The sequence below is a fragment of the Rhodospirillum rubrum ATCC 11170 genome, from assembly GCF_000013085.1.
Lineage (GTDB): Bacteria > Pseudomonadota > Alphaproteobacteria > Rhodospirillales > Rhodospirillaceae > Rhodospirillum > Rhodospirillum rubrum.
In genome coordinates this window covers 1,799,613-1,825,829 of the sequence record NC_007643.1, presented here as the reverse complement: position 1 = coordinate 1,825,829, position 26,217 = coordinate 1,799,613, and the positions used below count along the sequence as shown (strand labels likewise).

Genomic DNA, 26,217 nt, shown 5'->3' with positions numbered 1-26,217 from the left:
CCCCGACGGCAAGCGCGGGTTATCCCACAGCAAACCGGCCCTGGCAAGGAAAAGGCTTGACACCCCTCCCCGCCAAACGGCCGGGCGACCCCTAGGCCTTGAGCAGAGTCTTCACCGTGCCGCTGACCGCGGCGACGGCATTGCCCTGATAGGCTTCGTGATTCTTCTCGATCTCGTCGAGCTTATAGAGATAGTTCACCATCATGCCCATCGACTGGCGCAGGCCGTTGGCCGACAAATCGCCGCGCCAATTGATGCGCTCGACGCGCGCCCCGTTGGTCAGATGGAAATGGGCGACCGGATCATAGGCCCGCTCAACGCCCTCGCCACTGCCCAGGCGGCGCTCGACCGCCAGATAGCGCGCGCGCAGGCGCATCAGGGGGCCCTTCACCGCCTCTTCCCCGCCCTCTTCGGTCAACCAACCGTCGGTTTCGATCAGGCGTTTGAGCGCCCCCTTGGCGCCGCGATCATCGACGGCGCGCAGGGCCTTGCGCTCGGCGCTCGACATCGGTCCGATATCCCCCTCGGCGAAGACCCCGTCGAGCCAGCGGCGGAAGCCGGGGATCGGCGACAGGGTCGAGAAGGTCTTGAGGCCGGGAAATTCACGGCGCAGGGTTTCAACCACCCGCTTGATCAGGAAATTGCCAAAACTGATCCCCGCCAGACCGCTTTGGGCGTTGGAGATCGAATAAAAGATCGCGGTGTCGGCCTGGGCCGGATCAAGCAGCGGCGCTTCAAGATCAAGCAGATCGCCGATGGTGCCCGAGATGCCGTTGACCAGGGCGACCTCGACGAAGATCAGCGGCTCGTGGGGCATTCGCGGATGGACGAAGGCGTAAAGCCGGCGGTCATGATCAAGGCGGTTTTTCAGGTCGTCCCAGCTTTGGATGGCGTGGACGGCCTCATAGGTGATGATCTTTTCCAGGAAGGAGGCCGACGACTCCCAGGTGATGCGTTCCAGATCAAGGAAGCCGACATCGAACCAAGCGGTCAGCAGATCGCGCAAATCCCGTTCCAGCGGCCGCAGTTCGGGATGGGTTTTGATGTGGGTCAGCAGTTCGCCGCGCAAATCGACCAGAAACTTCACCCCTTCGGGCAAGGCGTTGAACTGGGTGAGAAGAATGCGCCTGGGCGCCGTCAGCGTCCGCCCCAGCTCGGTCTCGGCCGCCAGGATGGCGCCCGTGTCGCCGCCCGACGAGGCCTCGATCAGGGCGCGGGCGGCGGCGATCACCGCCTGATGGTCGGTCGAGAACTCGCGGGCGAGAATGCCAAGAAAGCGGATGCGCCCCTCCTCGTTCAAGCTGAGATAGGCCCGCCCCAGCGAGGCGGCGCGGGCATGGGCGGACACCACGCCGCCCTTGCCCTCCAGGCAGGCGTTCAACTGTTGGCGGACAACGCCCATGTCATCGTCGTCCAACCCCGGTGACAGCGGCGGCATCGCCCCCGTGCCACGACCGCCGGCGATGTCGCGCCACAGGGCGGAAAGCCGCAGGAAGAACCCCGGATTGGCGGAAAGCGGATCGGTCATCATCGGTCACCTTTCAGACGGTTCGATCGGTGGGTCGGCGGTTCGGCGAGGGAGCGGAGCGGAGCGCGGCGAGGAGCGCGGGCAGGGCTTCGGGCAGATCCTCGGCGATCAGCCCCGGACCGGCGGCGCGGCCGGCGGCGCCATGCAGCCAAACCGCCGCCGCCGCCGCTTCGAAGCCGGGCAATCCCTGGGCCAGCAAGCCAAGCACCAGCCCGGCCAGAACATCGCCGCTGCCCGCCGTCGCCAGATCGGCCGGCGCGCCGACGCTGATCGCCGCCCGGCCATCGGCGGCGGCGATCACGGTATCGGGCCCCTTGAGCACCACCACGGCGCCACTGGCCCGCGCCGCCGCCCGCGCCCGCGCCAAGCGCCCGCGTTCCGGGGCGGCCTCCGCCCCCAAGGCGGCGGCGAACAGCGCCCTGAATTCTCCCTCGTGGGGCGTAAGAACACAATCATAACAAAGCGTTCTTGAAAACTCCTCAAGTTTCCCCGAAAGACTGGTCAGGGCATCGGCATCCAAAACCAGGGCGCGTCCGCCTTTGGCCAGCATCAACGCCAGGGCAGCGGTTTCGGCTCCGCGTCCATAGCCCGGCCCCAGCAAAAAGGCGTTGCGCCGGGGATCGTCCAGCAGGCGGGCGATCGGCCCCTCGCCCCCGATCCCCCAAACCATCGCCCCGGGTTGGTCAAGGGCGTAGATCAGCCGCGCTTCCTCGGCGCAGGCGATGGTCAGCAAGCCGGCGCCAACCCGCCGACAGGCCCGCGCCGCCAGCCGCGCCGCCCCGGTCATCCGGGCGCCGCCGATCACCACCGCGTGACCGCGGGCGAATTTATGGCCCTCGACCGCCGGGCGCGGCAAGGTCCACAGCCCCGGGCCATTGACGAAGGCGCGCGGTGGCGCGGCGTCTAGAACCGTTTCGGGAAGGCCGATATCGGCGATCACCAACTCGCCGATCCGCTCGCGCGCCGGAACCAGCAGATGACCGGGCTTGGGATGGAAGAAGGTGACCGTAAGGGCGCAAAAGGGCGCCGCACCCAAAATCCGTCCGCTGTCGCCATCGACGCCGCTTGGCACATCAACGCCGACGCAGGTCAGGCCAAGGGCGTTGATCCGCGCCACGGCCTCGGCCGCCGCCCCGGCCAAAGGCCGCGACAGCCCGGCGCCAAACAGGGCGTCTACCACCAGATCGCCGGGCCGCAAGTCCTCCGCCGTCATGGGGTCTACCCGCCCCCGCCACAGGTGGGCCATCCCCGCCGCGTCACCGCCCGGGGGCGGCGCCCCCTCAAGGGCCATCACCCGCACCGGCCAGCCGCGCGCCGCCAGAAGCCGGGCGATGACATAGCCATCGCCGCCGTTATTGCCGGGGCCACACAACACGCGGACCGGCCGCTTCGACCAGCGCGCGGCGATCTCGCGGACCACCGCCGCGCCGGCGGCCTCCATCAGGACAAGCCCCGGCCGGCCGGCGGCGGCCGCCGCCTGATCGGCCGCCGCCATCTCGGCAACGCCAAGCACCGGACGCGCCCGCCCCCCCAGCTCCCCGGGCAAGGGGAGAGCGCTTTGCCAAAACCTCGGCCCGGATTGCGTAAGCGGCATGGCTGGTCGGGCTCCTTCCCCCTTTCGGTCCACCCCGCGGACCGATACCCTTGATCTCATGTAGGATACCCCAAGGCCGAACGCGATGGTCGGCGCAAAGAGGAGACGGCGGCGGTGGATGTTCTTGTGCTGGGGGCGGGGTTGATCGGAACGACCTCGGCCCATTTCCTTGCCCGGGCTGGCCATGACGTAACGGTGATCGATCGTCAGCCCGGCCCCGGACTGGAAACCAGTTTCGCCAATGGCGGCCAGATCTCGGCCTGTCACACCCAACCCTGGGCCCATCCCGAAACGCCGCTGATGGCCCTGCGCTGGCTGGGGCGCGCCGATGCGCCGCTGGTGTTCGACTGGGCGCGCTGGGACCCGGCGCTCTGGGTTTGGGGCCTGCGCTTCCTAGCCAATTGCACGCTGTCGGCCTATGACCGCAATATGGAGCGCGCCGTCCGCGTCGCCCTTTATAGTCGGAGTGTTCTCAAAGAGTTACGGGCCGAAACCGGCTTGCGGTATGACGAACGCACGCGCGGCATCCTCAAGATCTATCGCGATCAGGGCGATTTCGACAAAGGCTTGCGGGCCATGGAGAAAACCGCGGCCTGGGGCCTGCGCCAAAGCGCCTGCCCGGCCGCGCGATGCCTGGAGCTGGAACCGGCCCTGGCGACCGGCGGCGTCCGGCTGGCCGGGGGGATTCTCGCCGCCGAGGACGAAAGCGGCGACGCCCATCTCTTCACCCAGGGTCTGGCCGCGCTCTCGGCGGCCAAAGGCGTGCGCTTTCTTGGCGAGACGACGATCACCGGGCTGCGCCTAGAGGGCCGACGGGTCGCCGAGGTGCTGACCAGCCGGGGTCCCTTGCGCGCCGATACCATCGTGCTGGCGGCGGGCAGTTTCTCGCCCGGCCTCGCCCGCACCATCGGCCTGCGCCTGCCGGTCTATCCGGCCAAGGGCTATTCGATCACCCTTGATGTCGACGGGGCGGGGCAAGGGGCGCCCACCCTGTCGATCACCGATGAAGCCAGCAAGATGGTCTATTCGCGCCTGGGCCAGCGCCTGCGGGCGGCGGGCACCGCCGAACTGGCCGGCTGGAGCCTGACGCCCAACCCCGCCCGCGCCGCCCTCATCCGCCGCGAGGCGGCGAGGCTGTTCCCCAAGGCCGGCGATTACGCCCGGGCGCGGGACTGGTGCGGCCTGCGCCCGACCACCCCGGATTCCGTGCCGATCATCGGTAAGGCGCCGGGAATCGATAACCTTTTTCTCAATACCGGCCACGGCACCCTGGGCTGGACCATGGCCTGCGGCTCTGGCAAACTGATCGCCGATCTGATATCGGGACGGGCCACGGACATCGATACCACAGGACTCGGGCTAGACCGCTTCTAGCCGAGCCTATACACTGCGCCGACCTTTTCCCAGAAGGTCGCTTTTTTGTCATGCGGGTCCGGTTGTGGCCCCGCGCCGCAGTGGGCAGGAGCTATAAACGTCGATGACTTCACAGGAAGCCAAAACCATCGAAGGCCTCAAGGCCGACCTCGCCCGCCTTCGGGAAATCCTCAGCATCACGGAAGACAATCTGCGGGCCAGCCAGAACGAGGTGTTGCGCCTGTCGACCATCGACCCCCTGACCTCGGTGTTGAGCCGCCGTCATTTCATGGATATCGCCGATCAGGAAATTAGCCGGGCCCGTCGTTACAAGCGGCCGCTTGCCGTTCTCGCCATCGAACTCGATAACATCAAGGCGATCAACGAAGTCCACGGAACCGAGCGCGGCGATGCGGTATTGGTCGCGGTCGGCGCGGCCGTTCTGCGCAGCCTGCGCGCCACCGATTTCGTCGGCCGCACCGCCGGATCGGAATTCACCGTGATGCTGCCCGAAACCGAGCACGAGGGCTGCATGAGTCTGGCCGAACGTTTGGTCGCCGACCTTGCCCGCGCCGCCGCCGCCGAGGTTGGCAATACGACGCCCCTGCCCACGGTCAGCATCGGCGCCACCCATTTCGTTCGCGAAGACGTGATTTTCGATACGGTGGTTCAACGCGTCGATCAGGCGATGGAACGCGCCCATGCCGCCGGCGGCAACCGCACCCTTTATCTGGGGGCCAATCAGATTGAGGCCGAGTTCTGATCGGCGATCAGCCCCAAGACCGCTTCCGGCCGCCGCTTAAAGGGCCCCCACCGAAAGACCAAGATCGCCGCCCTCGGCGAACTCCGTCCCCAGCGCGGCCTTGTCATAAGGGCGCCCAGTCCCTGGGTTCAGACGATCGCTGATCGCCTCGGCGGTGGTCGGCCGGCCCAGGAAATATCCCTGCAGGGCATCGACGGCCAATTCGCCCAGCAGCCGCGCCTGATCGGCGGTTTCCACGCCTTCGGCCACGACGGCGCAGCCCAGTTCGTGGCCCAAGGCGACGATCGCGCCGATCAGCGCCTGCGAGCGCGCCTCGTCGGTCATCACCGAAACGAAGGCGCGGTCGATCTTGAGGGTATCGACGTGAAAGACGCTGAGATAACTCAGCGCCGAATAGCCGGTGCCGAAATCGTCGATGGCGATGCTGACCCCCATCGCCCGCAGGGCGTCGACCTGTTCCAGGATGGCCGGCGAGGGATCAAGCAACATGCGTTCGGTGATTTCGATTTCCAGCATGCGCGGATCCAGGTCATAGCGGGCGAGCATCCCGGCGACATGGTGATGCAGGCCGCCGGTGAACTGGCTGCTGGCGATATTGATCCCCAGGCGGAAGGCGCCGTCGCGGGGCGGATCAAGAGAGACCAGAAGCCGGGCCGCCTCTTCGATCACCCAGGCGCCGATGGCGCGGATCAGGCCGCTTTCCTCGGCGATCGGAATGAACTCGCTGGGGGGAACGCCGCCCAATTGGGGATGGGTCCAGCGCAACAGCGCCTCGGCCTTGATCATCGTGTGATCGGCGCAGGCGATGATGGGCTGAAGGGCCAGATAAAGGCTGCCATCGCTAACGGCGGTGCGCAGGCCGTTTTCGATCAGCATCCGCCGCCGCGCCGCCGCTTCGATATCGGGGGTGAAGAAATGCGCCGCGTCGCGGCCGCCACCCTTGGCCAGATACATCGCCGCATCGGCGTTGCGCATCAGGGCCTGGGCGGTGGTGCCATCGACCGGCCCCAGGCTGACGCCGATGCTGACCGAGACATAAACCTCGCGCCCATCGATGGTGAACGGCCGGCGGGCGACTTCAAGCAACCGCGACGCCAGCGCCGTCGCCTCGCTCTCCCAGCGCAGGCCCGGGGCGACCACCAGGAATTCATCGCCCCCCAAACGCCCCAGGGTATCCTGGGGCCGCAACACCGCCGCCAACCGCGAGGCCGCCTGTTTGAGCAGCACGTCGCCGGCCGCATGGCCCATGCTGTCGTTGATCTGCTTGAAGCGGTCGATATCCATGAACATCACGGCGACCCGCCGGTCATGGCGACGGGCGAGATCAAGGGCGGTGCTCACCCGGTCAAGCAGCAGTTGTCGATTGGGCAGGCCGGTCAGGGCATCGTAATTGGCCCGGTGGTAGAGCTCGCTTTCGATCGCCTTGCGTTCGGTGACGTCATCCTTGACGGCGACGAAATTGGTGATCTTGCCCCGGGCGTCGCGAATGGGCGAGATGCTGGCCATTTCCCAATAAAGCGTGCCGTCCTTGCGCCGGTTATGAAACTCGCCGCGCCATTCGCCGCCATTGGTGATGGTCTGCCACAGGGCGCGATAGGTTTCAGCCGGAACAAGGCCCGATTTCAGGATGCTCGGCCGCCGACCGATGGCCTCTTGCGCCGTATAGCCGCTGATCTTGGTGAAAGCCGGGTTGGCGTATTCGATACGGCCATCGGCATCGGTGATGACGATGCTGGCCGAGCTTTGCTCCACAGCGTGGGATAGCTTGATCACCGCCGCCTCGGACTCGCGCCGCGCGGTGATATCAACGAAGGTCACCATCGACAAGAGGGCGCCCGGCGCCCCCTCGGCGTCATCGCCATCAAGCAACCAGCCGAGCAGGCCGCCTCGGCGCCCCTCTTCGGCCAGGGTGTCGGCCACCGGGTTACATGACACCTCGACGGCGATGATCTTGCCCGAACGATGGCGGAAATGCCCGACGTCCAGAAAGGCGGCGCGGCGCTCGCGCACGGCGCGATTGAGCCGGCACTCCTCAAGCGGCACCGGATCGGGATCATCGGCGGAGCGGGCATGGAATAGCGCGTGGGCGCAAGCGCCGATCAGATCGTCTTGGGTATAGCCAAGAATGCGTCCGGCGGCGGCATTGGCCATGACGATGCGGTCGTCGCCATCAACCACATAAAAGCCTTCCGACATCGTATCGGTGATCGCCGCCAGATGACGGCACTGGCGATCGGCCCGCCGGCCGACCCGCCGGCCATGAACAAGGGCCAGCAGCAGACCGGCCGAGAGAAAAACGCAGAGCCCGGGAAAGACGACATCCGCAGCCATCCCGCGCCCTCACCCTGCGGCCGGATCGCCGCGACCGCCGTAGCGATCGACGGAGCGCTCCGGGGCATGCTGCCGGACTGGCCTCGTCGGTACCATCATCGTGGGTTCTCCCTTGCCTTTGAGCATAGGAGACGAACGGTCCTTTCGATAACGTTATTTTGGTATACCTTGCGGTCAAGCCCCTGTTTGGGTGAATGACGGCACGGGGTGATTGGGGGTATTGGTGGAACACCCCCTTCCCTTGCCGGAGAGTCCCCGATGGTGCCCCGCCTTGCCGATTCCGCCCTGCTCGCCCTGCTCGCCGAAGACACGCCCTTTGGCGATTTGACCACCGACAGCCTTGATATCGGCGCCCGCCCGGGGCGGCTCGTCATGCGGGCGCGGGCGCCGATGGTTCTATGCGGGGTTGAAGAGGCGGTCCGGCTGTGCCAGTTGACCGGCGCCGAGGCCCGCGCCCATCACGCCAGCGGCGATAGGATCGCCGCCGACACTGTCGTGCTGAGCGCCGAAGGATCGGCCGCCAGCCTGCATCTCGCCTGGAAGGTCGCCCAGACCTTGATGGAATACGCCTCGGGCATCGCCAGCGCCGCCCGGCTGATGGTCGACGCGGCGCGGGCGGAAAATCCCGCCGCGATGGTCGCGACAACGCGCAAGGCCTTTCCCGGCACCCGGGCTCTGGCCATGCGCGCCGCCCAGGCCGGCGGGGCGATCCCCCACCGCCTGGGCCTGTCGGAAACCCTGCTGGTCTTCGCCGAGCACCGGGCCTTCCTCGATCCCGGCGAACGGGCCGGCCATCTGGCCGCTTTGCGGGCGCGCTGCCCGGAAAGACGGTTGGTCGTCGAGGTTTGTGGGGACGAGGAAGCCCGCGCCGCCGCCCTGGCCGGGGCCGAGGTGCTTCAGTTGGAACGCTTCTCGCCCGCCGATGTCGCCGCCCTCGCCGCCTGGCTGGCCGCCACCCCGGCCGCCGCCGGGGTGACCCTGGCGGCGGCCGGCGGCGTGACGCCCGAAAACGCCGGGGCCTATGTGCGGGCCGGCGCCCGGGTTCTGGTCACCAGCGCCCCCTATTTCGCCAAGCCCAAGGACATCAAGGTGGTTATCGAAGCCCTGCCCGCCCTTTGAGGGCGTGGTTACTTCATCGACGGAAAGGCGAACTGCGCGCCCTCGCGCACCGTGCTCGAGGGCCAGCGCTGGCTGACGGTCTTGCGCCGGGTATAAAAGCGCACCCCATCGGGGCCGTAAGCGGCGAGATCGCCAAACAGCGAGCGCTTCCAGCCGCCGAAGCTGTGGGTCGCCACCGGCACGGGCAGCGGCACGTTGATGCCGACCATGCCGACCTTGACGTGATCGGCGAAATAGCGGGCCGCCTCGCCGTCGCGGGTGAACAGGCAGGTACCATTGCCGAATTCATGGGCGTCGATCAGCGCCATGCCGTCTTCCATGCTGGCGACCCGCACGACGCAGAGCACCGGCCCGAAGATCTCCTCGCGGTAGATGGTCATCGCCGGGGTGACGCGGTCGAACAGGCAGCCGCCCAGGAAGAAGCCCTGTTCATGGCCGGGGATCGACAGCCCCCGGCCATCGACCACCAGCTCCGCCCCCTCGGCCACGCCCTTTGCCACATAGCCCGCGACCTTATCGGCATGGGCGCGGCTGACCAGCGGCCCCATTTCGCATCCGGCCTCGGTGCCCGGCGCCACTTTCAGCCCGGCAAGCTGGGCCGCAAGCTTGGCGACCAGGGCGTCGGCCAATTGATCGCCGACGGCCAGCACCACCGAGATCGCCATGCAGCGCTCGCCGGCCGAGCCGAAGGCCGCCCCCATCAGGGCGTTCACCGTGAAATCGAGATCGGCATCGGCCAGCACCAGGGCGTGGTTCTTGGCCCCGCCCAGGGCCTGCACGCGTTTGCCATGCGCCGTGCCGGTGGCATAGACGTATTCGGCGATCGGCGTCGAGCCGACGAAGCCCACGGCTTGAACCCGGGGATCGGTCAGCAAGGTGTCAACCGCCTCCTTATCGCCATTGACCACATTGAACACCCCCGGCGGCACCCCGGCCCGCAGGGCGATTTCGGCCAACAGAAACGCCGCGCTGGGATCGCGCTCGGAAGGCTTAAGGACAAAGGTGTTGCCGCAGGCGATGGCCAGCGGGATCATCCACAGGGGCACCATGGCCGGGAAGTTAAACGGCGTGATGCCGGCGACCACCCCCAAGGGCTGGAACTCCGACCAGCAATCGATGCCCGGACCGGCATTGGCCGAGCGCTCGCCCTTGAGCAGATCGGCGATGCCGCAGGCGTAATCGACGTTCTCCATCCCCCGGCCAAGCTCGCCCCGGGCATCGTCCAGGGCCTTGCCATGCTCGGCGGTGATCAGGGCGCACAGCGCATCGGCGTTGTCTTCGAGAAGCTGGCGGAAGCGCACCATCACCCGGGCGCGTTTGGCCGGCGGCGTCGCCCGCCAAGCCGGAAAGGCGGCTTCGGCGGCGGCGATGGCGGCTTCAACGGTCGCCTTGGCGGCAAGTTCGACGCGGCCGATCACCGCGCCGCTCGCCGGGTTGACGATATCCTGGCAACGGCCGGCGGCCGGCGCGGTGGCGGCGCCGTTGATGAAATGAGTCACAAGGGTCATGAAAGCGATCCAAACCGGTCAGGCGACAGAGGAAACGGCATCGGCGACGGCGTTCATCAGGCCGTCGATCTGCGCGGGTTCGCTGAAGAACGGCAGGCCGAATTGCAGGCTGTCGCCGCCAAAGCGCACGTAATAGCCCGCCTCCCAACATTTGCGGCCGATCTCCAGGGGTCTTTTGGCCGGCTGACCGGGGGCGTTTTCGATCTGCACCGCCCCGGCCAAACCATAATTGCGGATATCGACGATGTGCTTGAGGCCGCGCAGGCCATGCAGGCTGTTTTCGAAATAGGGCGCCAGCGCCGCCGCCCGGGCGGCCAATTGGTCCTTTTCAAAGATCTCAAGCGCGGCGAGGCCGGCGGCGCAGGCCACCGGATGGGCCGAATAGGTATAGCCGTGGGGAAACTCCACCAGATGATCGGGGCCGGAGTTTTCCATGAAGGTCCGATAGATCTCGCCGCTGGCGACCACGGCGCCCATCGGCACCGCGCCGTTGGTCAGCCCCTTGGCGATGGTCATGATATCGGGAACCACGCCGAAGGCGTCGGCGCCGAAGGCCGCGCCCATGCGGCCAAAGCCGGTGATGACCTCGTCGAAAATCAGCAAGATGCCGTATTTGTCGCAGATGGCGCGCAGGCGTTGCAGATAGCCCTTGGGCGGCGGCAGTACCCCGGTCGATCCGGCCAAAGGTTCGACGATCACCGCGGCGATATTGGAGGCGTCATGGAGCGCCACCAGATCCTCCAGGGCATCGGCCAGCTCGGCGCCGGTCTCGGGACAGCCCTTGGTGAAGGCGTTTTCGGGCAGCATGGTATGGGGCAGATGATCGGCATCGATGCCGACGCCAAACAGCTTGCGATTGCCGCCGATGCCGCCAACGCCCAGACCGCCGAAGTTCACCCCGTGATAGCCCTTGGCCCGGCCGATCAGCTTGGTCCGCGCCGGCTCGCCCTTCAGCCGCCAATAGGCCCGCGCCATCTTCAGCGCCGTATCGACCGATTCCGACCCGGAATTGGTGAAAAAGACATGATCGAGCCCCTTCGGGGTCAGCGACGCCACCTTATTGGCTAGTTTGAACGAGCTGGGATGACCGAACTGGAAGGCCGGCGCGTAATCAAGCGCGGCGATCTGGGCGCTCACCGCCTCAATGATCTCGCGCCGCCCATGACCGGCGCCGCAGCACCACAGGCCCGACAGGCTGTCATAAAGCTTGCGGCCACGGGCATCGATGTAATGCACCCCCTCGGCGCCAACGACCATGCGCGGATTGGCCTTGAACTCGCGGTTGGCGGTAAACGGCATCCAATGGGCCTCAAGCTCGGCGCGGCTCAGGCCACCGGCCAGGGCCGGATCGAAATCGCTCATCAAGGCTATCCTCAAAAAAGGGGTCTTCCGCCGGAGTGGGCGCCAAAGGCCGGGGCGGCGCGGGATGGACAGCAGACTGCACGCGGGGATACCCTGGGTTAAATTCAGAGTTTTCAATCTTCACTCAAGGAAACGCTTACCTATGCCGCTCCCGTCCCGGCCGCCGCCGCCGCTTTCGGATATCGATATCCGCCTGCTCAAGGTTTTCCGCACCGTGGCCGAATGCGGCGGCTTCTCGGCGGCCGAGGTTGAATTGAACATCGGCCGGGCGGCGATCAGCCTGCATATGGCCGATCTGGAACGCCGGCTTGGCCTGCGGCTCTGTCGGCGCGGCCGCGCCGGTTTCCTGCTGACCGACGAGGGCAAACGGGTTCTTGACGCCACCTTGCGCCTGCTCGCCGCCCTGGAGAGCTTCCGCGCCGAAATCAACGCCCTGCATTCCAGTCTGCGCGGCGATCTGGCCATCGGCATCACCGATAATCTGGTGACCCTGCCGCGCATGCGGGTGACCGACGCCCTGCGCGCCCTCAAGCACCGCGCCCCCGAGGTGCGGGTGAGCATTCGCATGATCCCGCCCAACGAGATCGAGCGCGGCGTGCTTGACGGCCGGCTTCAGGTCGGGGTGGTGCCGCGCGGACGGCGCCTGCCCGGGCTGAGCGAGGTCGCGCTCTATGACGAGGACTCGCGGTTGTTTTGCGGCGAGGGGCATCCGTTGTTCGCCCTGCCCGAGGCGGCGGTCTCGGCCGCCCAGGTGGCGGCGGCCGATGCGGTCGCCCCGACTCTGGAGCGCCACGGCGCCGCCGAAACCCTGCACCGCGGCCTGAAGGTCACCGCCACCGCCACCGACCGCGAAGGCGTAGCCTTTCTGGTGCTGACGGGATGCTACCTTGGCTTTCTTCCCACCCATTACGCCCGCCAGTGGGTCGAACGCGGGGTCATGCGCGCGCTTTTGCCCCAAACCCATCACTACAGCGTGGAATTCGTCGCCATAACCCGCAAGGGTGGCCACCCCAATCTGGTATTGGAAACCTTTCTCGGCTTGCTTTTTGGCGAGGGATCCGCGCCGTAAGCGGCCTCTTATGCATGAAATTGCATCAGTGGATTGACAGACGCCCGAAAGCGAAGCACTTTTTCATAGGCTCTTGCTGGCCGAGGCGTCTACTTTGAGGCGAGCCCCGGGGATCTCTCCCGGTGGTTCGTCGTGTTCCTATTTTTCACCGAAGCAGGATCGTTCCATGAAAATCAGCGCTCGCAACCAGCTTTCCGGCAAGGTCATTTCCGTCAAGGAAGGCGCCGTCAACGCCACGGTCAAAGTCGATGTCGGCGGCCAGACCATCACCTCGTCGATCACCAATGAAGCCGTGAGCGACCTTGGTCTGACCACGGGCGATGCCGTCACCATCATCGTCAAGGCCACCGATGTTCTGATCGGCAAGTAAGAGCCTGATCACCCCCGCTTCCCGCTTTCCGGCCCCCCCCTTCAGGGCGCGGGGCCGGAGGGATCGGGAAGCGGGACTGTCCTTATCGGCGCAGGGGGAGCAGATCGAGCCATGCGGGTCGCCTTCGCCACCTCCGATCTGGCGCGGATCGACCGTCCGCCGCTTCGCGCCGGCCACCTGATGATCTACGAGGTTTCCGAGGAAGGCAGCGTGCCCCTCGCCGTCCATAGCCTGAGCAAAGCCGATCCCGATACCTCGCTGACCCTGCTCGCCGGCTGCCAGTTCATCTTCGCCGCCAGCGTCGACCCCCAAAGCGCCGCCCATCTGGCGCGCATCGATTGCGTGCCCCTGCTCTCCCATGCCGGCCAACCGATCGCCGAGGCCCTGGATTGCCTGCGCGATCGTTGCCGGTGCCAAGCCAGCCGCTGGCTGCGCATCCGTGAAAAACACGCCCGCCGCCGGGCCCAGGACGATCTAGTCGAAGCAACCGCTTCGCTCACCCATACCGAAGCGACCGCGTCGCTCGGCCAGACCGACGCCACGGCGTCGCTCGCCCAAGATGAAGCGATCGCTTCGCCGATCCAAGACAAGTCCTGAAAAACTTCAGAAAAGCTTCTCTTTACAGAAGTAAAGCGGACCCTTTATTCCCCTGTCGCGAACTACGGGGGACGCCCTGCTGTCCGGATGCGGCGAAAAGACACTTCGCGCTCAAGGGGAATAGAAGACCCCCTGCCCCACTGGGAAACCCGATCTTTTTTGTGAAGATCAAGGAACCATTTATTCACTTATAAGTTTATGGTGTAATCTCCGGAAAGACTCGTCAAACCGTCTAAGAAAAAGGCTACCGGACATGATCGAGGACAACGCATCCGAGTTTCGTGAAAAGCCCCGACTAAACAGCGAAATGGTGGAGCCTCCCATGGAGGTCCTCAGTCCAAGAAACCGAATCTCCTGGCTTCTCTCCCAGTTGATCGGAACCTATGTTTCCGCCGACCGATCGGCTGATAGCGGAGATTTTTCCTATCACCTGGATCATTCCCGTCAATTGGTGGAAATGCTGCGCGAGGTGGCCTTGCAAGAAAACGACCCGGCAAACCCCGAAAGCGCGTCGCCGCCGGGCCTGCTCGATTTCCTTGATGCCGCCGAACGCGCCACCGCCACCGGCCAGACACCGGAAGACCGGGAACTGCTGGGACTGACCGAATGGGCCGAGCGCCTGTTTGAAGAAGCGCGCCGACCACCGCCGCGGTTGCGCACGGCCTAAGCGGGTCACGTCCCCGCAAAGAAAGACCCAAAGACCGCAGAGGGCACCTTTCTTCAGAGGGCCCCTCTCTTACGCTCGCCGGCAGGAAAACCGTCGCGCGTCCAGCCATGGTCATCCGCCGCCTGATTGCCGGGCGGCGGGGTGTTGGCTTTGGCTCAAACGCCCCAAAAGGGCGGGCGATCCTTACGTGCCCTCGGCTTTGCGGACGAATCCCCCCATCACCTTCTTGATGCCAGCCTTATCGAAATCGATCTCCAGCCGGCCCTGATCGGCGGCCAGAACGGTTCCCCCACCGAATTTATCGTGGAACACCCGGTCCCCGGGGCGAAGGCTCGGCTGGTCGTCGCCGCTGCGGTCGCGGGTTTGCCACGGGGTGTCGCCCGCCGCCGGCACGCGGGCCGGCGCGGCGTTGCCCCAGCCACCGCCCCAGCTTCCCGGACCGCCCAGCCGCCCCCAGCCGCCGGGCGCGTCGGCATAGCCTTGAGCGCCCGAGCCGTAAACGCCGCTGGCGCTGTCGCGTTCGACCACCTCAGGCGGCAGTTCGTCGATGAAGCGGCTGGGCAGGCAGGCCCGCCATTCGTTATAGACCCGGCGGTTGGCGACGAAGCTGATGATCGCCCGTTTGCGCGCCCGGGTCAGCCCGACATAGGCCAAGCGCCGCTCCTCCTCCAGGGCCTCGGCGCCGTTTTCGTCGAGGGCGCGGCGGTGGGGGAAAATCTCCTCCTCCCAGCCGGGCAGGAAGACCGTATCGAATTCCAGGCCCTTGGCCGCATGCAGCGTCATCAGGGTCACCGCGTCCTCGGTGGCGCGGGCCTCGTTGTCCATGACCAGCGACACATGCTCCAGGAAGGCGCCCAGGCTTTCGAATTCCTTCAGCGCCGAAACCAGTTCCTTGAGGTTTTCCACCCGGCCTTGGGCATCGGGCGATTTATCCTTGCGCCACATCTCCAGATAGCCGCTTTCATCAAGCACCGTCCCGCAGAGTTCGTCGGGCGCCATGGCATCGGCCAGGGACCGCCAGCGCCCCATGTCGTCGAGGAAAGCGCGCAAGGCCTTGCGGGCCTGGGGCCGCAACTCGTCGGTCTCGATCGCCTCGCGGGCGGCGCGCATCAGGCTGATCGAGGCCATCCGCGATGCCCGCATCAGCGTCTGCAGACTGGCATCGCCAAGGCCGCGGCGCGGCAGATTGATAATGCGCTCGAAGGCCAGGCTGTCGTCGGGTTGGGCGACCAGACGCAGATAGGCGATGGCGTCGCGGATTTCCTGGCGCTCGTAGAAACGCGCGCCGCCGACCACCCGATAGGGGACGCCGGCCAGGATCAACCGCTCTTCGAAGGCGCGGGTCTGAAAGCCGGCACGCACCAGCACCGCCATGCCGTTCAGGCGATCGCCGGCGCGTTGGCGGGTCTCGATGTCATCGACGACCCGGCGCGCCTCCTCCTCGCCATCCCACAGCCCGCGCACGATCACCGCGTCGCCGGCCTCGTCGCCCTCCCCCGCCCGCAGATCCTTGCCCAGCCGCCCCTTGTTATGGCGGATCAGGCCGCTGGCGGCGGCCAGAATGGTCGGCGTCGAGCGATAATTGCGTTCCAGGCGCACCACCGTCGCCCCGGGGAAATCGGCCTCGAAGCGCAAGATGTTGCCAACCTCGGCGCCGCGCCAGGAATAGATCGACTGATCGTCATCGCCAACGCAGCAGATATTGCCATGGCCGCGCGCCAGCAGGCGCAGCCACAGGTATTGGGCGACGTTGGTATCTTGATACTCATCGACCAGGATGTAGTGAAACATCTTGGAATAATCGGCCAGAACATCGGGATGCTTGGTGAAGATGGTCAGGCAGTGCAGCAGCAGATCGCCGAAATCGGCGGCGTTCACCACCGCCAGCCGTTGTTGATACTGCTTGTACAGATCAACCGCCCGTCCGCCCGCATACTCCCGCCCGCCGTCGCCGGCGGGAACCGCCTCGGGCAGCAGCCCCTTGTCCTTCCAGCGCTGGATCAGCCCCATCCCCGCCTGGGGCGTCCATTTCTTGGTATCGATCCCCTCGGCTTCCAGGATCTGCTTGAGCAGGCGCAGTTGATCGTCGGCATCAAGAATGGTGAAACCCGAGCGCAAGCCGACCAAATCGCCGTGACGGCGCAGCATGCGCACGCCCAGGGCATGGAAAGTGCCAAGCCACACCTGTTCGGCCATGGGGCCGATCATCGCCCCGGCGCGCTCGCGCATCTCGCGGGCGGCGCGGTTGGTGAAGGTCACCGCCAGCACCTGCCAGGGCCGCACCGGCCGGGTGGCCAGGATCTGGGCGAGGCGGGCCGTCAGCACCCGGGTCTTGCCGGTCCCCGCCCCCGACAGCACCAGCACCGGGCCATCGGTGGTGGTGACGGCAGCGCGCTGCTCGGGATTAAGGCCGGCAAGCCACGGCGGCTCGGCTCCCTGGAAACGGGGGGCGGGAGGCGACGGCTCGTCAAGCTCGAAGGGATCGTCCATGGCACCGTAATCATGAAAACAGGGGGAGCGGGGTTTCCCCCACAATAGGCAGGCGGGGCGCCCAACGAAAGCCCCACGGCCCGTCGCGCCACCGATTGCGCCGGGAAGACCGCAAGCGAGCTTGCGCGAAAGGCCGGCTCGGCTATTCTACCCCTACCTTAGGAACCGGAGGAGCCGATGTCCGCGCCGGACGACAAACCACATCATCCGGGGGAAACCCTGGCGCGGCGGTTCATGGAGCCCAACCGCCTTGGCATCAATCAGCTTGCCCGGGCCCTGGCGGTGCCGCCCAATCGCATCAGCGCCATTTTATCGGGGCAGCGCTCGATCACCGCCGATACGGCCTTGCGGCTGGCCCGGTTTTTCGACACCACAGCGCTTTATTGGATGAACCTGCAGGCGCGCTATGATCTGGCGCTGACCCAGCAGGTCCTGGGCGAGGAATTGCGTACCACGCTGTCCACCCTGAAGGACCACCAACGCACGCCTTTGGATAATTCCCCGGTGGCCGAAACCGCCCCCCCGCCCCTTTCCGAACAGGCGCCTTAGCAAATCCCGGGCACTCTGGACCAAAGCGCGACGACGATTTGCGCCCCTCTTCTGCCGATGCCGGTTTATCGGTCGCCCTCCGCCTCGTCGAGGGCCCGCACGCAGGCCCAGGCCAGATCCGTTTCGCGCAAACCGCCGATCGGCCGCCCCTGGTCATCGACCACCACCAGCCCCTCGGCTCCACTCTGCCTGAGCCGGGCCAGGGCAACGGCCAGGGTTTCCTCGGCGGTGACGCTGACCAGGGCCGCCCCACCCGCCGGCCGCTGTGGCGGCGCCGACCACGTCAGATCGCCGATGCGCAATACCCGCAACACCCCCTCGGCCTTGGGCACCTCGAGATCGATCCCCTGCTTGGCCAATTGCCAGCGAAAGAACGACAGATGGCCGCAGATCTGCCGGCTGAGCGCCCCGGCGACCACGGCGGCGACCATGGTTCCCACCGACAAGGCGTAGTCTCCGGTCAGCTCGAAAACGATCAAGGTGGTGGAAATCGGCGCGCCCAGCACCGCCGCAGACAGGGCGCCCATGCCGATCAGGGCATAGGCGCCCGACGCCGAAACCGGGGCCACCAGGGCGATCGCCAGCCCGAAGGCGCCGCCAACCAAGGCGCCCAGGGTCAAGGAGGGGCTAAAAACCCCGCCGCCGAAGCCAAAGCCCAGGCAGATCACCGAAGCCGCCAGCTTGGCGAGGATCAGGGGAAGCAGCAGATCAAGATGATAGGCCCCCTTCAGCACCTGATCGGTCGCCTCATAGCCAACCCCCAGAACTTCGGGCAGGACCAGGGCGAGCAGACCGACCAGCGCCCCCGCCACCATCGGCCGCAACACCACCGGTAGGCGCAGGGCGGAGGCCAAACCGCCGGCCAGGAAAACCCCGCGCATGAAGGCCACGGCGACCAATCCGCACAAGCCGCCCAGCACGACGAAGGCCGGGAACTCCCAGGCCGAGGCCAGGGTCAGATGCGGCAGGATGAACGCGGGAAAATCGCCAAACCAACCGCGCGACAGCACCGTCGCCACCACGCTGGAGACGACGATCGGCGCGAAGGCCGACAGGGCGTAATGGCCGATCACCACCTCGCCGGCGAACAGCGCCCCGGCGATCGGCGCATTGAACGACGCCGCCACCGCCGCTGCCACGCCGCAGCCCAGCACGGTACGCGCCAGACCGGGGCCAAGGCGCAGCCGGCCCGCCAGCCCGGCGGCCAAGGCCGCCCCCAAGTGGACGGCCGGGCCCTCGCGCCCGACCGAGGCGCCGCAGCCCAGGGACAAGGCGCTGCCACAAGCGGCGAGAACGCCGTCGCCGGCCCGCATCCGTCCCCCCGTCCGCGCCACCGCGCCGATCACCTGGGCCACGCCCTGGGGTTTGCCGCCCGGCATCACCTTGGCGTAATAAAGCCCGACCAGCAGACCGCCGGCCGTGGGCCCAAGAACCACCAGCCAGCCGGGCAGACTCCGGGCGAGACGGGCAAGGTAAAGATCATCGCCGCCATAAAACAGCGTCTGCACCAGATCGATGGCCTCGCGAAAGGCCACGGTGCCCGCCCCGACCAGCAGACCGATGCCAACGGCCAGGGCGCCCAGCACCAGCGACTGGGTGCGCAGCAGACGGCGCAGGCGAAAAAGAACGCCCGGCGAGTTTAGTTGCATTGCCCGATCGATCCCTCGGCGCAGATCCGGCCGCCCTCGGTCCACACCGCACCCGACAGATTGGCCTCGAGGAAATCCGCCCCCTGAAGCCGCGCCCCGGATAAATCGGCCTTGCGCAGATCGGCGCCATAAAAGCGGGCGCGGCGCAGATCGGCGCCACGCAGCGACGCGCCGTCAAGCCGGGCGCGCGAGAAGTCGGCCTCGCCGAAATTCCCCTCGTCGAGCACCGCCCGCGACAGCCGGGCGCTGACGAATTTCGCCCGATAGGCCGCCGCCCGCACCAGCTTGGCCTCCGACAGATCGCTGCGCTGGAAGGTGACATCGCGCAGACGGGCCCCGGTCAGATCCACGCCCACAAAAATCCGCTCGTCCATGTAACAGCGCGTCCAGTCGACCCCGGCGGCGGCTTCGTCGGTACAGCCGGCGAAGGCCGGACCGCCGATCGCCAGTCCCAGCAAAATCCCCATTGAAAACGACAGGCGGCGCAGGGAGGCGGAACGAAAACCCGGGGGTAAAGGCGCGGTTGGTCCAGTCATCAGCATCTCCGGTAAGCGTCGGGGCGGGGGCCCGGACGGCGGCCCGGACGGCGAGAGGAAGGCGATTGCGCCGAGTCCCCGCAAAGGGTAGTCTGGCACAGATAAAATAATAATAAGGCCTTACGGTCGATTAAGTCCCCAATGGCTCCCCGATCATGGCCACCACGGACCGATCCCGCAAGAGGAGGTGACGGATGCCAAGATCCCAAGCCGACAGCGCCCTGGCCGAAGCCGAACGCCATCTTGCGGCCGGCCGCTCCCAGCAAGCCCGCGAGGCCTTCCGCCGCGCCCGCCTGTTCTTCCATCGCTGCGCCGATACCGATGGCGAGGCCATCGTCCTGGTCCGCCTGGGCGAGGCCGAACTGGCCGCCGGCCACCTTGCTTCGGCCAAGGAAGCGCTATCGGACGCGCTGGCGCTGTTGTCCCATGAAACCGACCCCAGCGCCCGGGCCGATGCCCTGCATCTGATGGGATCGCTCAAAAACGCCGAAAAAAACGCCCCCGAACGCGACCGCCTGTGGGCGGAGGCGGTGTCGGCCCACCGCGACCACGGCAATAAGGCCGGCGAGGCCCGGGTCTTGCGCGATCAGGCCCAGGTGGCCAAGGCCACGGGCAAGGACGATCTGGCCTTTGACCTGTTCAGCCGGGCCCATCGCCTGTACGCCGACTTGGGGCATTCCTTCCACGAGGCGATGATCCTGCTTGAAATCGGCCAGCTTCACCGCGCCCAGGGCCGGGCCGATCTCGCCCATGACGCCCTGGAACGCGCCGCCGACTTGTTCCGTGTCAATGGCGACACCCTCGACGAGGGGCGAACCCGCCTGACCCTGGCCCGGTTGTTGCGCGATCTGGGCGACAAGGAAACCGCCCTGCGCGATCTGACGCTTTGCGCCAAGCTGTTTGGCGCCAACGGCCACCTTGGCGGTCAGGCCGAAGCCCTGATCGATCTCGCCCGGCTGGAAGCGGCCAAAGCCCCCAAGGCGGCGCTGAAGATGCTTCATCAGGCGCGCGCCCTGGCCGCGCGCAGCGGCATCCCCAGCCTTCAGACCCAGGCCGCCAGCGAAATCGCCCGCCTCGATCAGGCCGCGCTCAAAGACACTCCCTAAGCCTAAAGAGCCGCTCCGCCAGCAAAAGGCGGGGATCATCCCCGCCCTTGGATCAAATGCGGAAATACTTGGCCTGGGGATGGAGCAGGACAAGGGCCGAGGTTGATTGCTCGGGCACCAGTTCGTCTTCGTCCGACAGGTCGAGCTCGATGCGCTCGGCGCCCAGAAGATCAAGCAACTGGCGCTGATCGCCCAGATTGGGGCAGGCCGGATAGCCGAAGGAATAGCGCGAGCCCCGGTATTCCTGTTTGATCATCCGCTCGATATCGCGGGCCTCCTCGGCGGCGAAGCCCAGTTCGGCGCGGATGCGTTTGTGCACATATTCGGCCATGGCCTCCGCCACCTCGACCGAAATGCCGTGGAGGTAGAGGTAATCCTTGTAGCGATTGGCGGCGAACCAATCGCGGCAGACATCGCTGGCCCGCGCCCCCACCGTCACCGCCTGCAAGGCGATGACATCGCGCTCGCCGCTGTCGATATCGCGCACGAAATCGGCAAGGCAAATGCCGCCCTCAATGGTCTGGCGCGGCAGATCGAAGCGCCCGACCTCGGTGGTTCCATCCTCGGCGAACAGCACGATGGCGTCACCCTGGCTGGCCGCCTTCCAGAAGCCGTAGACGGCGCGCGGCTTGAGGATTTCCTCCTGGGCGCAGGTCTTGAGCATGTCGAACATGATCGGCCGGATCTCGCTGGCCGCCCAGTCCTTCCATTCCTCGCGCGTCCGCCCGCCCTTGCGGAAGCCCCATTGGAATTGGAACAGCGTGGCTTCGTTGATATAGGGCACCAGCGATTTCAGCGAGATCGATTCCAGCACCTTGGCCCCCCAGAAGGGCGGCGTCGGCACCACATGGTCGCGGGCCAGTTCGGCCCGGCGCAGCAAGATCTCTTCGGCGTCGACCGGACGTTCGGAGATCTTGTGGATGGCGGTGTCCTGATCGTCCAAGGTTCGCGGGGCGATTTTGGAGGACGGATCATTGGCCGGCCACAGCGGCGGCGCCTTGGGCCGGCGCGAGGGCCGGCCGGCGCGTTTTTGCTGAACCGCGCTCAGATGCGTATCAAAGCGCCCCTCGGCCACCTTAGCCATCAGGTCGAGGCCGTCGAAGGCGTCGCGGGCATAGGCCACCCGGCCACTGCCGGCATAGGCGCTGACGCAATCCTCCTCGACAAAGGCCCGGGTCAGGGCGGCGCCGCCCAGCAGCACCGGCGTATTCCAACCCTCGCGGGCCATCTCCTCCAGATTGTCCTTCATGATGACGGTCGATTTGACCAGCAGCCCCGACATGCCGATGGCGTCGGCGCGGTTTTCCCGGGCCGAGGCCAAGATGGCGGCGATCGGCTGCTTGATGCCGATGTTGATGACCTTATAGCCGTTGTTGGACAGGATGATATCGACCAGATTCTTGCCGATGTCGTGAACGTCGCCCTTCACGGTGGCCAGAACGATGATGCCCTTTTCCTGGCCCTCGATCTTTTCCATATGCGGCTCGAGGAAGGCGACCGCCGCCTTCATCGTCTCGGCCGATTGCAAGACGAAGGGCAACTGCATCTTGCCCGCGCCAAACAGCTCGCCGACCACCTTCATGCCGTCAAGCAGCAGCGAATTGATGATCTCGAGCGGCGGATATTTGCCCATCGCCTCGGTCAGATCGGCATCAAGGCCCAGGCGGTCGCCATCGACGATGCGCTGTTTCAGGCGCTCTTCCACGGTCTCGGCGCGCTTGACCGCCACCTTGGTTTCCGAGCGGTCCTCGAACAGGGCGATGAAGGCGTGCAGCGGATCATAGCCGGGCGCCCGGCGGTCAAAGATCAGATCCTCGGCCGCCTTGACCTCGTCGGCGGGAATCTTGTGCAGCGGCAGGATCTTCGAGATATGAACGATCGCCCCGGTCATCCCGGCCTCGACCGCCTTGTCAAGGAACACCGAGTTCAGCACATGGCGGGCGACCGGCTTCAGCCCGAAGGAGATATTCGACAGCCCGAGGATGATCTGGCACTCGGGCAGCTCCGTGCGGATGCGGCGGATGGCGTCGAGGGTTTCCAGGCCCAGCCGGCGGTCGTCCGTATTGCCGGTGCAGATGGTGAAGGTCAGCGGATCGAACATCAGGTCGCTGGCCGGCAGGCCGTGCTGGGTGACGGCGAAGTCATAAAGCCGGTGGGCGATGCGCAGCTTGGCCTCGGCATCCTTGGCCATGCCCTCTTCGTCGATGGTCAGGGCGATGACGGCGGCGCCGAACTCGCGGGCCAGGGCAAGGCGCTGCGCCGCACTTTCCTCGCCATCTTCGAAGTTGATGGAATTGATGATCGCCTTGCCGCCGTAAAGCTTCAGCGCCTGGGTCAGCACCGGGGTCTCGGTGCTGTCGATCACCAGCGGCGCGTTGACCCCGCCGCGCAGGCGGCTGACCACCTCGGTCATATCGGCCCCTTCCTTGCGGCCGACGAAGGCGGTGCAGACATCCAGGGTATGGCTACCCTCCTTGACCTGCTCGCGGGCCATGCCGACGATGGCGTCCCAGTCCTCGTTATCCTGGAAGGTGCGGAATTTCTTCGAGCCATTGGCGTTGCAGCGCTCGCCGATCGACAGAAAGGCGTTCTCCTGGCGCATCGGCACCGCCCCATAGAGCGAGGCGACCGAGGGCACCCAATGGACCGATCGCTTGACCGGCGCCGGCCGCCGGCCCTGGCCCAGGGTTTCGAGCATGGCGTTGACGGCGGCGATGTGATCGGGCGTCGTGCCGCAGCAGCCGCCGATCAGATTGACCCCGTCCTCGCGGATGAAGCGGCCATGCCAATCGGCCAGTTCCGCCGGAGTCAGCGGGTAATGGGTCTTGCCGTCGAGCAATTCGGGCAAACCGGCATTGGGCTGCAGGCTGATCAGCCCCGGCCAGTTCTCCTTGAGCCAGCGCACATGCTCGCTCATTTCCTGGGGGCCGGTGGCGCAGTTCAGCCCCAGGCTGTCAACGCCCAGGGCGTGGGCCACCGTGGCGGCGGCGGCGATATCGGCGCCGACCAGCAGGGTTCCCGTGGTTTCGACGGTGACCTGCAACAAGATCGCCGTATCGCTGCCCAGGGCCAACCGCGCCGCCTTGGCGGCATTGATCGCCGCCTTGAACTGCAAAGGATCCTGGCAGGTCTCGACCAGAATGGCGTCGGCGCCACCTTCGATCAGCCCCTCGCATTGAACGGTGATGGCGTCCTTCAGGGTGTCGTAATCGATATGGCCGAGGCTTGGCAGCTTGGTGCCCGGGCCGATCGAACCCAGAACGAAGCGGTCACGGCCATCGGCGAAGCTTTCGGCGGCCTCGCGGGCGATCTCGGCGGCCCGGCGATTGATCTCGCGGGTGCGATCGGCCAAGTCGAATTCGGCCAGGGTCAGCGTCGATCCGCCGAAGGTGTTGGTCTCGACGCAATCGGCGCCGGCGGCAAAATAACGGGTATGGATGTCGCGGACCACATCGGGACGCGACAGGTTCAGAACCTCGGTGCAGTTCTCCCGCCCCATGAAGTCGCCGTCCACCGACAGGTCCATGGCCTGGACCAAACTTCCCATGCCGCCGTCGCACAGCAAGACCCGATTGCGCAGGTGGTCGAGAAAACGGCTCATACGGAAGCTCCAAGGGCGATGGTCCCCGCGCCCTGATCGGGCGCGAGACGCGAGGCGGTGGGAATGGCGGCCGGGCGCAGGCCCAGCATGTGACAGACGGCGCGAACCAGATCGGCACGGTTCAGGGTATAAAAGTGGAAACAGTCGACCCCGTCTTCGAACAGCGACAGGCACTGTTCGGCCGCCAGGGTCGCCGCCACCATGCGGTGGGTTTCCGGGTCGTTCTCAAGGCCGGCGAACAGCTCGTGCATCCATTTCGGCACCCGGGTGCCGCAGGCGTTGGAGAACTTCAGCACCGTTTGGAAATTGCCCACCGGCAAGATGCCGGGCACCACCGGCACGCTGATTCCCGCCGCCAACACCCGGTCCATGAACCGGCGATAGCTGTCGACATCGAAGAAATACTGGCTGATCGCCCGCGTCGCCCCGGCATCGATCTTGCGCTTGAGGTTATCAAGATCCTCGGCGGCGCTGCGCGCCTGGGGATGAACCTCGGGATAGGCCGCCACGCTAATCTCGAAATCGGCGACGTCGCGCAAGCCCTTGACCAGATCCAGGGCATAGGCGTAGCCGCCGGGATGGGGAACATAGGCGCCGCCAAGCGTCGGCGGATCGCCACGCAGCGCCACAACATGGCGCACGCCGGCCTGCCAATAGGCTTGCGCCACCGCGTTGACCTCGGCCCGCGTCGCCTCGACGCAGGTCAGATGGGCGGCCGGCTTCATGGTGGTGTCGGCGGCGATCCTCGCCACCGTCTCATGGGTGCGCTCGCGCGTCGATCCCCCCGCCCCATAGGTCACCGACACAAAGGACGGCTCCAGCGGCTCGAGCTGGCGCAGGCAGTCCCACAGTTGGTCGCGCATGCGGTCGGTTTTGGGCGGAAAGAATTCGAACGACACCGAGAGGGCGCGAGGGGCGCGCGGACGGGCGATCAGCGGCGAAGCCGTCACGGTCACGATGGGGAACTCCCTTGATCGAAAGCGGCGTGGGACGAAGAGACGGACGGGGCGGACTCGGAGCGGAGAGCGGGGGTGGCCACCGGCGGACGGTCGGCCACCCACAGGCGCACCACCAGTTCGCGGCCGGCCAGATCCAGGCAGTCGCGCGCCACCAGACCAACGCCGGCGCACCACCCGGTGATCTCGCCGGCCGAAAAGCCCAAACGGCGGTGATTATGCTCCTCGCGCAATTCCTCGCGCTGGTGGGGGGCGAGATCGGCGATGGCCAGCCGGCCGCCCGGACGCAGAACGCGGGCGGCCTCGGCGATCACCGCGGCCGGATCCTCGGCGAAATGCAGAACCTGATGGATGACGATGCCGTCGAAACTGGCCGCCGCAAAGGGCAGCGCATACATGTCGCCCTGGCGCACATGACCGTTGCGCACGCCGGCCCGCTCCAGATTGGCTCGGGCGACGGCCAGCATCTCGCGCGACTGGTCGATGCCGACGCAGCGCTCGGCATGGGGGGACATCACGTCGAGGATGCGCCCGGTTCCGGTGCCGATATCAAGGAAATCCTCGAGCGGCCGGTCGATGAAATAGCCGCGCAGGGCTTCTTCGACCGGGCGGTCCGAACCGAACAGGCCGCGCAGATCGTCCCAATGGGCGGCATTGGCGCGAAAATAGGCCGCCGCCTCGACGGCGCGGGCGGCGCGGATGGTCGCCAGCCTTTCGCGGTCCAGGGCCAATTCGGGATCGGATTCGGGCAACATGCCAACGATCGAGCGGGCGACCTCGGCCCCCACGCCCTGGGGAGCGAGACGATAGAACACCCAAGCCCCCTCGCGAATGCGCTCGAGCAAACCGGACTCGCACATGACCTTCAGATGACGCGACACCCTGGGCTGGCTGATGCCAAGGATGCGCACCAGATCCGAAACGGTCAGGTCGCCATGGGCGCAAAGGGCGAGCAGGCGCAAGCGGGTCGATTCCGCAGCCGCCCGCAACCCTGATAAGACCACCTCCACACCGATCCTCCCGCCGCGTCAAGACGGCGGCGTTGATCCGCCGCGTCCCCCTTGGAGGA

At 66.5% G+C, this 26,217-nt stretch carries 20 protein-coding genes; 9 read left to right on the top strand and 11 right to left on the bottom strand.

Annotation, left to right across the window (positions count from 1 at the left end; all coding sequences use genetic code 11):
• Window positions 1–91: 91 nt before the first annotated feature.
• Window positions 92–1,528 carry a malonyl-CoA decarboxylase gene (locus tag RRU_RS08030; RefSeq protein ID WP_011389423.1) on the bottom strand — a complete coding sequence of 479 codons (1,437 nt, stop codon included), beginning with the start codon at window positions 1,526–1,528 and terminating at the stop codon, window positions 92–94.
• Between the two features lie 13 nt (window positions 1,529–1,541).
• Window positions 1,542–3,122 carry a bifunctional ADP-dependent NAD(P)H-hydrate dehydratase/NAD(P)H-hydrate epimerase gene (locus tag RRU_RS08025; RefSeq protein ID WP_011389422.1) on the bottom strand — a complete coding sequence of 527 codons (1,581 nt, stop codon included), beginning with the start codon at window positions 3,120–3,122 and terminating at the stop codon, window positions 1,542–1,544.
• Between the two features lie 114 nt (window positions 3,123–3,236).
• Here RRU_RS08025 and RRU_RS08020 point away from each other — a divergent pair, with 114 nt between their 5' ends.
• Both RRU_RS08020 and RRU_RS08015 read left to right on the top strand, forming a co-directional pair.
• Window positions 3,237–4,496 (top strand): D-amino acid dehydrogenase, encoded by a 1,260-nt coding sequence (locus tag RRU_RS08020; protein WP_011389421.1) that lies wholly within the window; start codon window positions 3,237–3,239, stop codon window positions 4,494–4,496.
• A 103-nt stretch (window positions 4,497–4,599) separates the two neighbouring features.
• A complete protein-coding gene (locus RRU_RS08015; RefSeq protein WP_011389420.1) occupies window positions 4,600–5,238 on the top strand; it encodes a GGDEF domain-containing protein in 639 nt (212 codons plus the stop codon).
• Between the two features lie 36 nt (window positions 5,239–5,274).
• Here the strand turns inward: RRU_RS08015 and RRU_RS08010 are convergent, their stop codons facing one another.
• Window positions 5,275–7,569 carry a sensor domain-containing protein gene (locus RRU_RS08010; protein ID WP_011389419.1) on the bottom strand — a complete coding sequence of 765 codons (2,295 nt, stop codon included), beginning with the start codon at window positions 7,567–7,569 and terminating at the stop codon, window positions 5,275–5,277.
• A gap of 258 nt (window positions 7,570–7,827) precedes the next feature.
• Here RRU_RS08010 and modD point away from each other — a divergent pair, with 258 nt between their 5' ends.
• Window positions 7,828–8,688, top strand: coding sequence for a ModD protein (gene modD / locus RRU_RS08005; RefSeq protein ID WP_011389418.1), 861 nt, complete (start codon window positions 7,828–7,830; stop codon window positions 8,686–8,688).
• Window positions 8,689–8,696: 8 nt separating this feature from the next.
• On the opposite strand, the gene RRU_RS08000 is transcribed toward modD, so the two are convergent.
• Window positions 8,697–10,196: a CoA-acylating methylmalonate-semialdehyde dehydrogenase gene (locus RRU_RS08000; RefSeq protein ID WP_011389417.1), complete on the bottom strand. Its 1,500-nt coding sequence runs from the start codon at window positions 10,194–10,196 to the stop codon at window positions 8,697–8,699.
• Window positions 10,197–10,214: 18 nt separating this feature from the next.
• Window positions 10,215–11,558 (bottom strand): aspartate aminotransferase family protein, encoded by a 1,344-nt coding sequence (locus RRU_RS07995; protein WP_011389294.1) that lies wholly within the window; start codon window positions 11,556–11,558, stop codon window positions 10,215–10,217.
• A 142-nt stretch (window positions 11,559–11,700) separates the two neighbouring features.
• Between RRU_RS07995 and RRU_RS07990 the strand changes: the two genes are divergently transcribed.
• From RRU_RS07990 to RRU_RS07975, 4 genes are all read left to right on the top strand, one after another.
• Window positions 11,701–12,627, top strand: a complete 927-nt coding sequence (locus RRU_RS07990; RefSeq protein WP_014626196.1) for a LysR family transcriptional regulator — start codon at window positions 11,701–11,703, stop codon at window positions 12,625–12,627.
• Window positions 12,628–12,793: 166 nt separating this feature from the next.
• Window positions 12,794–12,997, top strand: coding sequence for a TOBE domain-containing protein (locus RRU_RS07985; RefSeq protein ID WP_011389292.1), 204 nt, complete (start codon window positions 12,794–12,796; stop codon window positions 12,995–12,997).
• Between the two features lie 111 nt (window positions 12,998–13,108).
• Window positions 13,109–13,594 carry a hypothetical protein gene (locus tag RRU_RS07980; RefSeq protein ID WP_011389291.1) on the top strand — a complete coding sequence of 162 codons (486 nt, stop codon included), beginning with the start codon at window positions 13,109–13,111 and terminating at the stop codon, window positions 13,592–13,594.
• 253 nt (window positions 13,595–13,847) lie between these two features.
• Window positions 13,848–14,261, top strand: coding sequence for a hypothetical protein (locus RRU_RS07975; protein WP_237703850.1), 414 nt, complete (start codon window positions 13,848–13,850; stop codon window positions 14,259–14,261).
• A gap of 183 nt (window positions 14,262–14,444) precedes the next feature.
• On the opposite strand, the gene RRU_RS07970 is transcribed toward RRU_RS07975, so the two are convergent.
• Window positions 14,445–16,751, bottom strand: coding sequence for an ATP-dependent helicase (locus tag RRU_RS07970; RefSeq protein WP_011389289.1), 2,307 nt, complete (start codon window positions 16,749–16,751; stop codon window positions 14,445–14,447).
• Between the two features lie 177 nt (window positions 16,752–16,928).
• Between RRU_RS07970 and RRU_RS07965 the strand changes: the two genes are divergently transcribed.
• The gene (locus tag RRU_RS07965; protein WP_011389288.1) at window positions 16,929–17,300 is read left to right on the top strand and encodes a HigA family addiction module antitoxin; all 372 of its coding nucleotides are present in this window, start codon (window positions 16,929–16,931) and stop codon (window positions 17,298–17,300) included.
• 65 nt (window positions 17,301–17,365) lie between these two features.
• Here the strand turns inward: RRU_RS07965 and RRU_RS07960 are convergent, their stop codons facing one another.
• Window positions 17,366–18,949, bottom strand: a complete 1,584-nt coding sequence (locus RRU_RS07960) for a chloride channel protein (RefSeq protein WP_011389287.1) — start codon at window positions 18,947–18,949, stop codon at window positions 17,366–17,368.
• Window positions 18,940–19,485 (bottom strand): pentapeptide repeat-containing protein, encoded by a 546-nt coding sequence (locus RRU_RS07955; RefSeq protein WP_011389286.1) that lies wholly within the window; start codon window positions 19,483–19,485, stop codon window positions 18,940–18,942. The genes RRU_RS07960 and RRU_RS07955 overlap by 10 nt, the downstream gene beginning before the upstream one ends.
• A gap of 194 nt (window positions 19,486–19,679) precedes the next feature.
• On the opposite strand from RRU_RS07955, the gene RRU_RS07950 reads away from it, so the two are divergent.
• Window positions 19,680–20,591: a tetratricopeptide repeat protein gene (locus RRU_RS07950; protein ID WP_011389285.1), complete on the top strand. Its 912-nt coding sequence runs from the start codon at window positions 19,680–19,682 to the stop codon at window positions 20,589–20,591.
• Window positions 20,592–20,643: 52 nt separating this feature from the next.
• Here the strand turns inward: RRU_RS07950 and metH are convergent, their stop codons facing one another.
• From metH to RRU_RS07935, 3 genes are read right to left on the bottom strand one after another with little or no spacing between them, the layout of a single operon-like run.
• Complete coding sequence (gene metH, locus RRU_RS07945) at window positions 20,644–24,192, bottom strand: methionine synthase (protein WP_011389284.1); 3,549 nt, start codon at window positions 24,190–24,192, stop codon at window positions 20,644–20,646.
• Window positions 24,189–25,148, bottom strand: coding sequence for a methylenetetrahydrofolate reductase [NAD(P)H] (gene metF / locus RRU_RS07940; RefSeq protein ID WP_011389283.1), 960 nt, complete (start codon window positions 25,146–25,148; stop codon window positions 24,189–24,191). The genes metH and metF overlap by 4 nt, the downstream gene beginning before the upstream one ends.
• Entirely contained in the window at window positions 25,145–26,110 is a 966-nt protein-coding gene (locus RRU_RS07935; protein WP_014626194.1) for an ArsR/SmtB family transcription factor, read from the bottom strand. The genes metF and RRU_RS07935 overlap by 4 nt, the downstream gene beginning before the upstream one ends.
• Window positions 26,111–26,217: the final 107 nt, after the last annotated feature.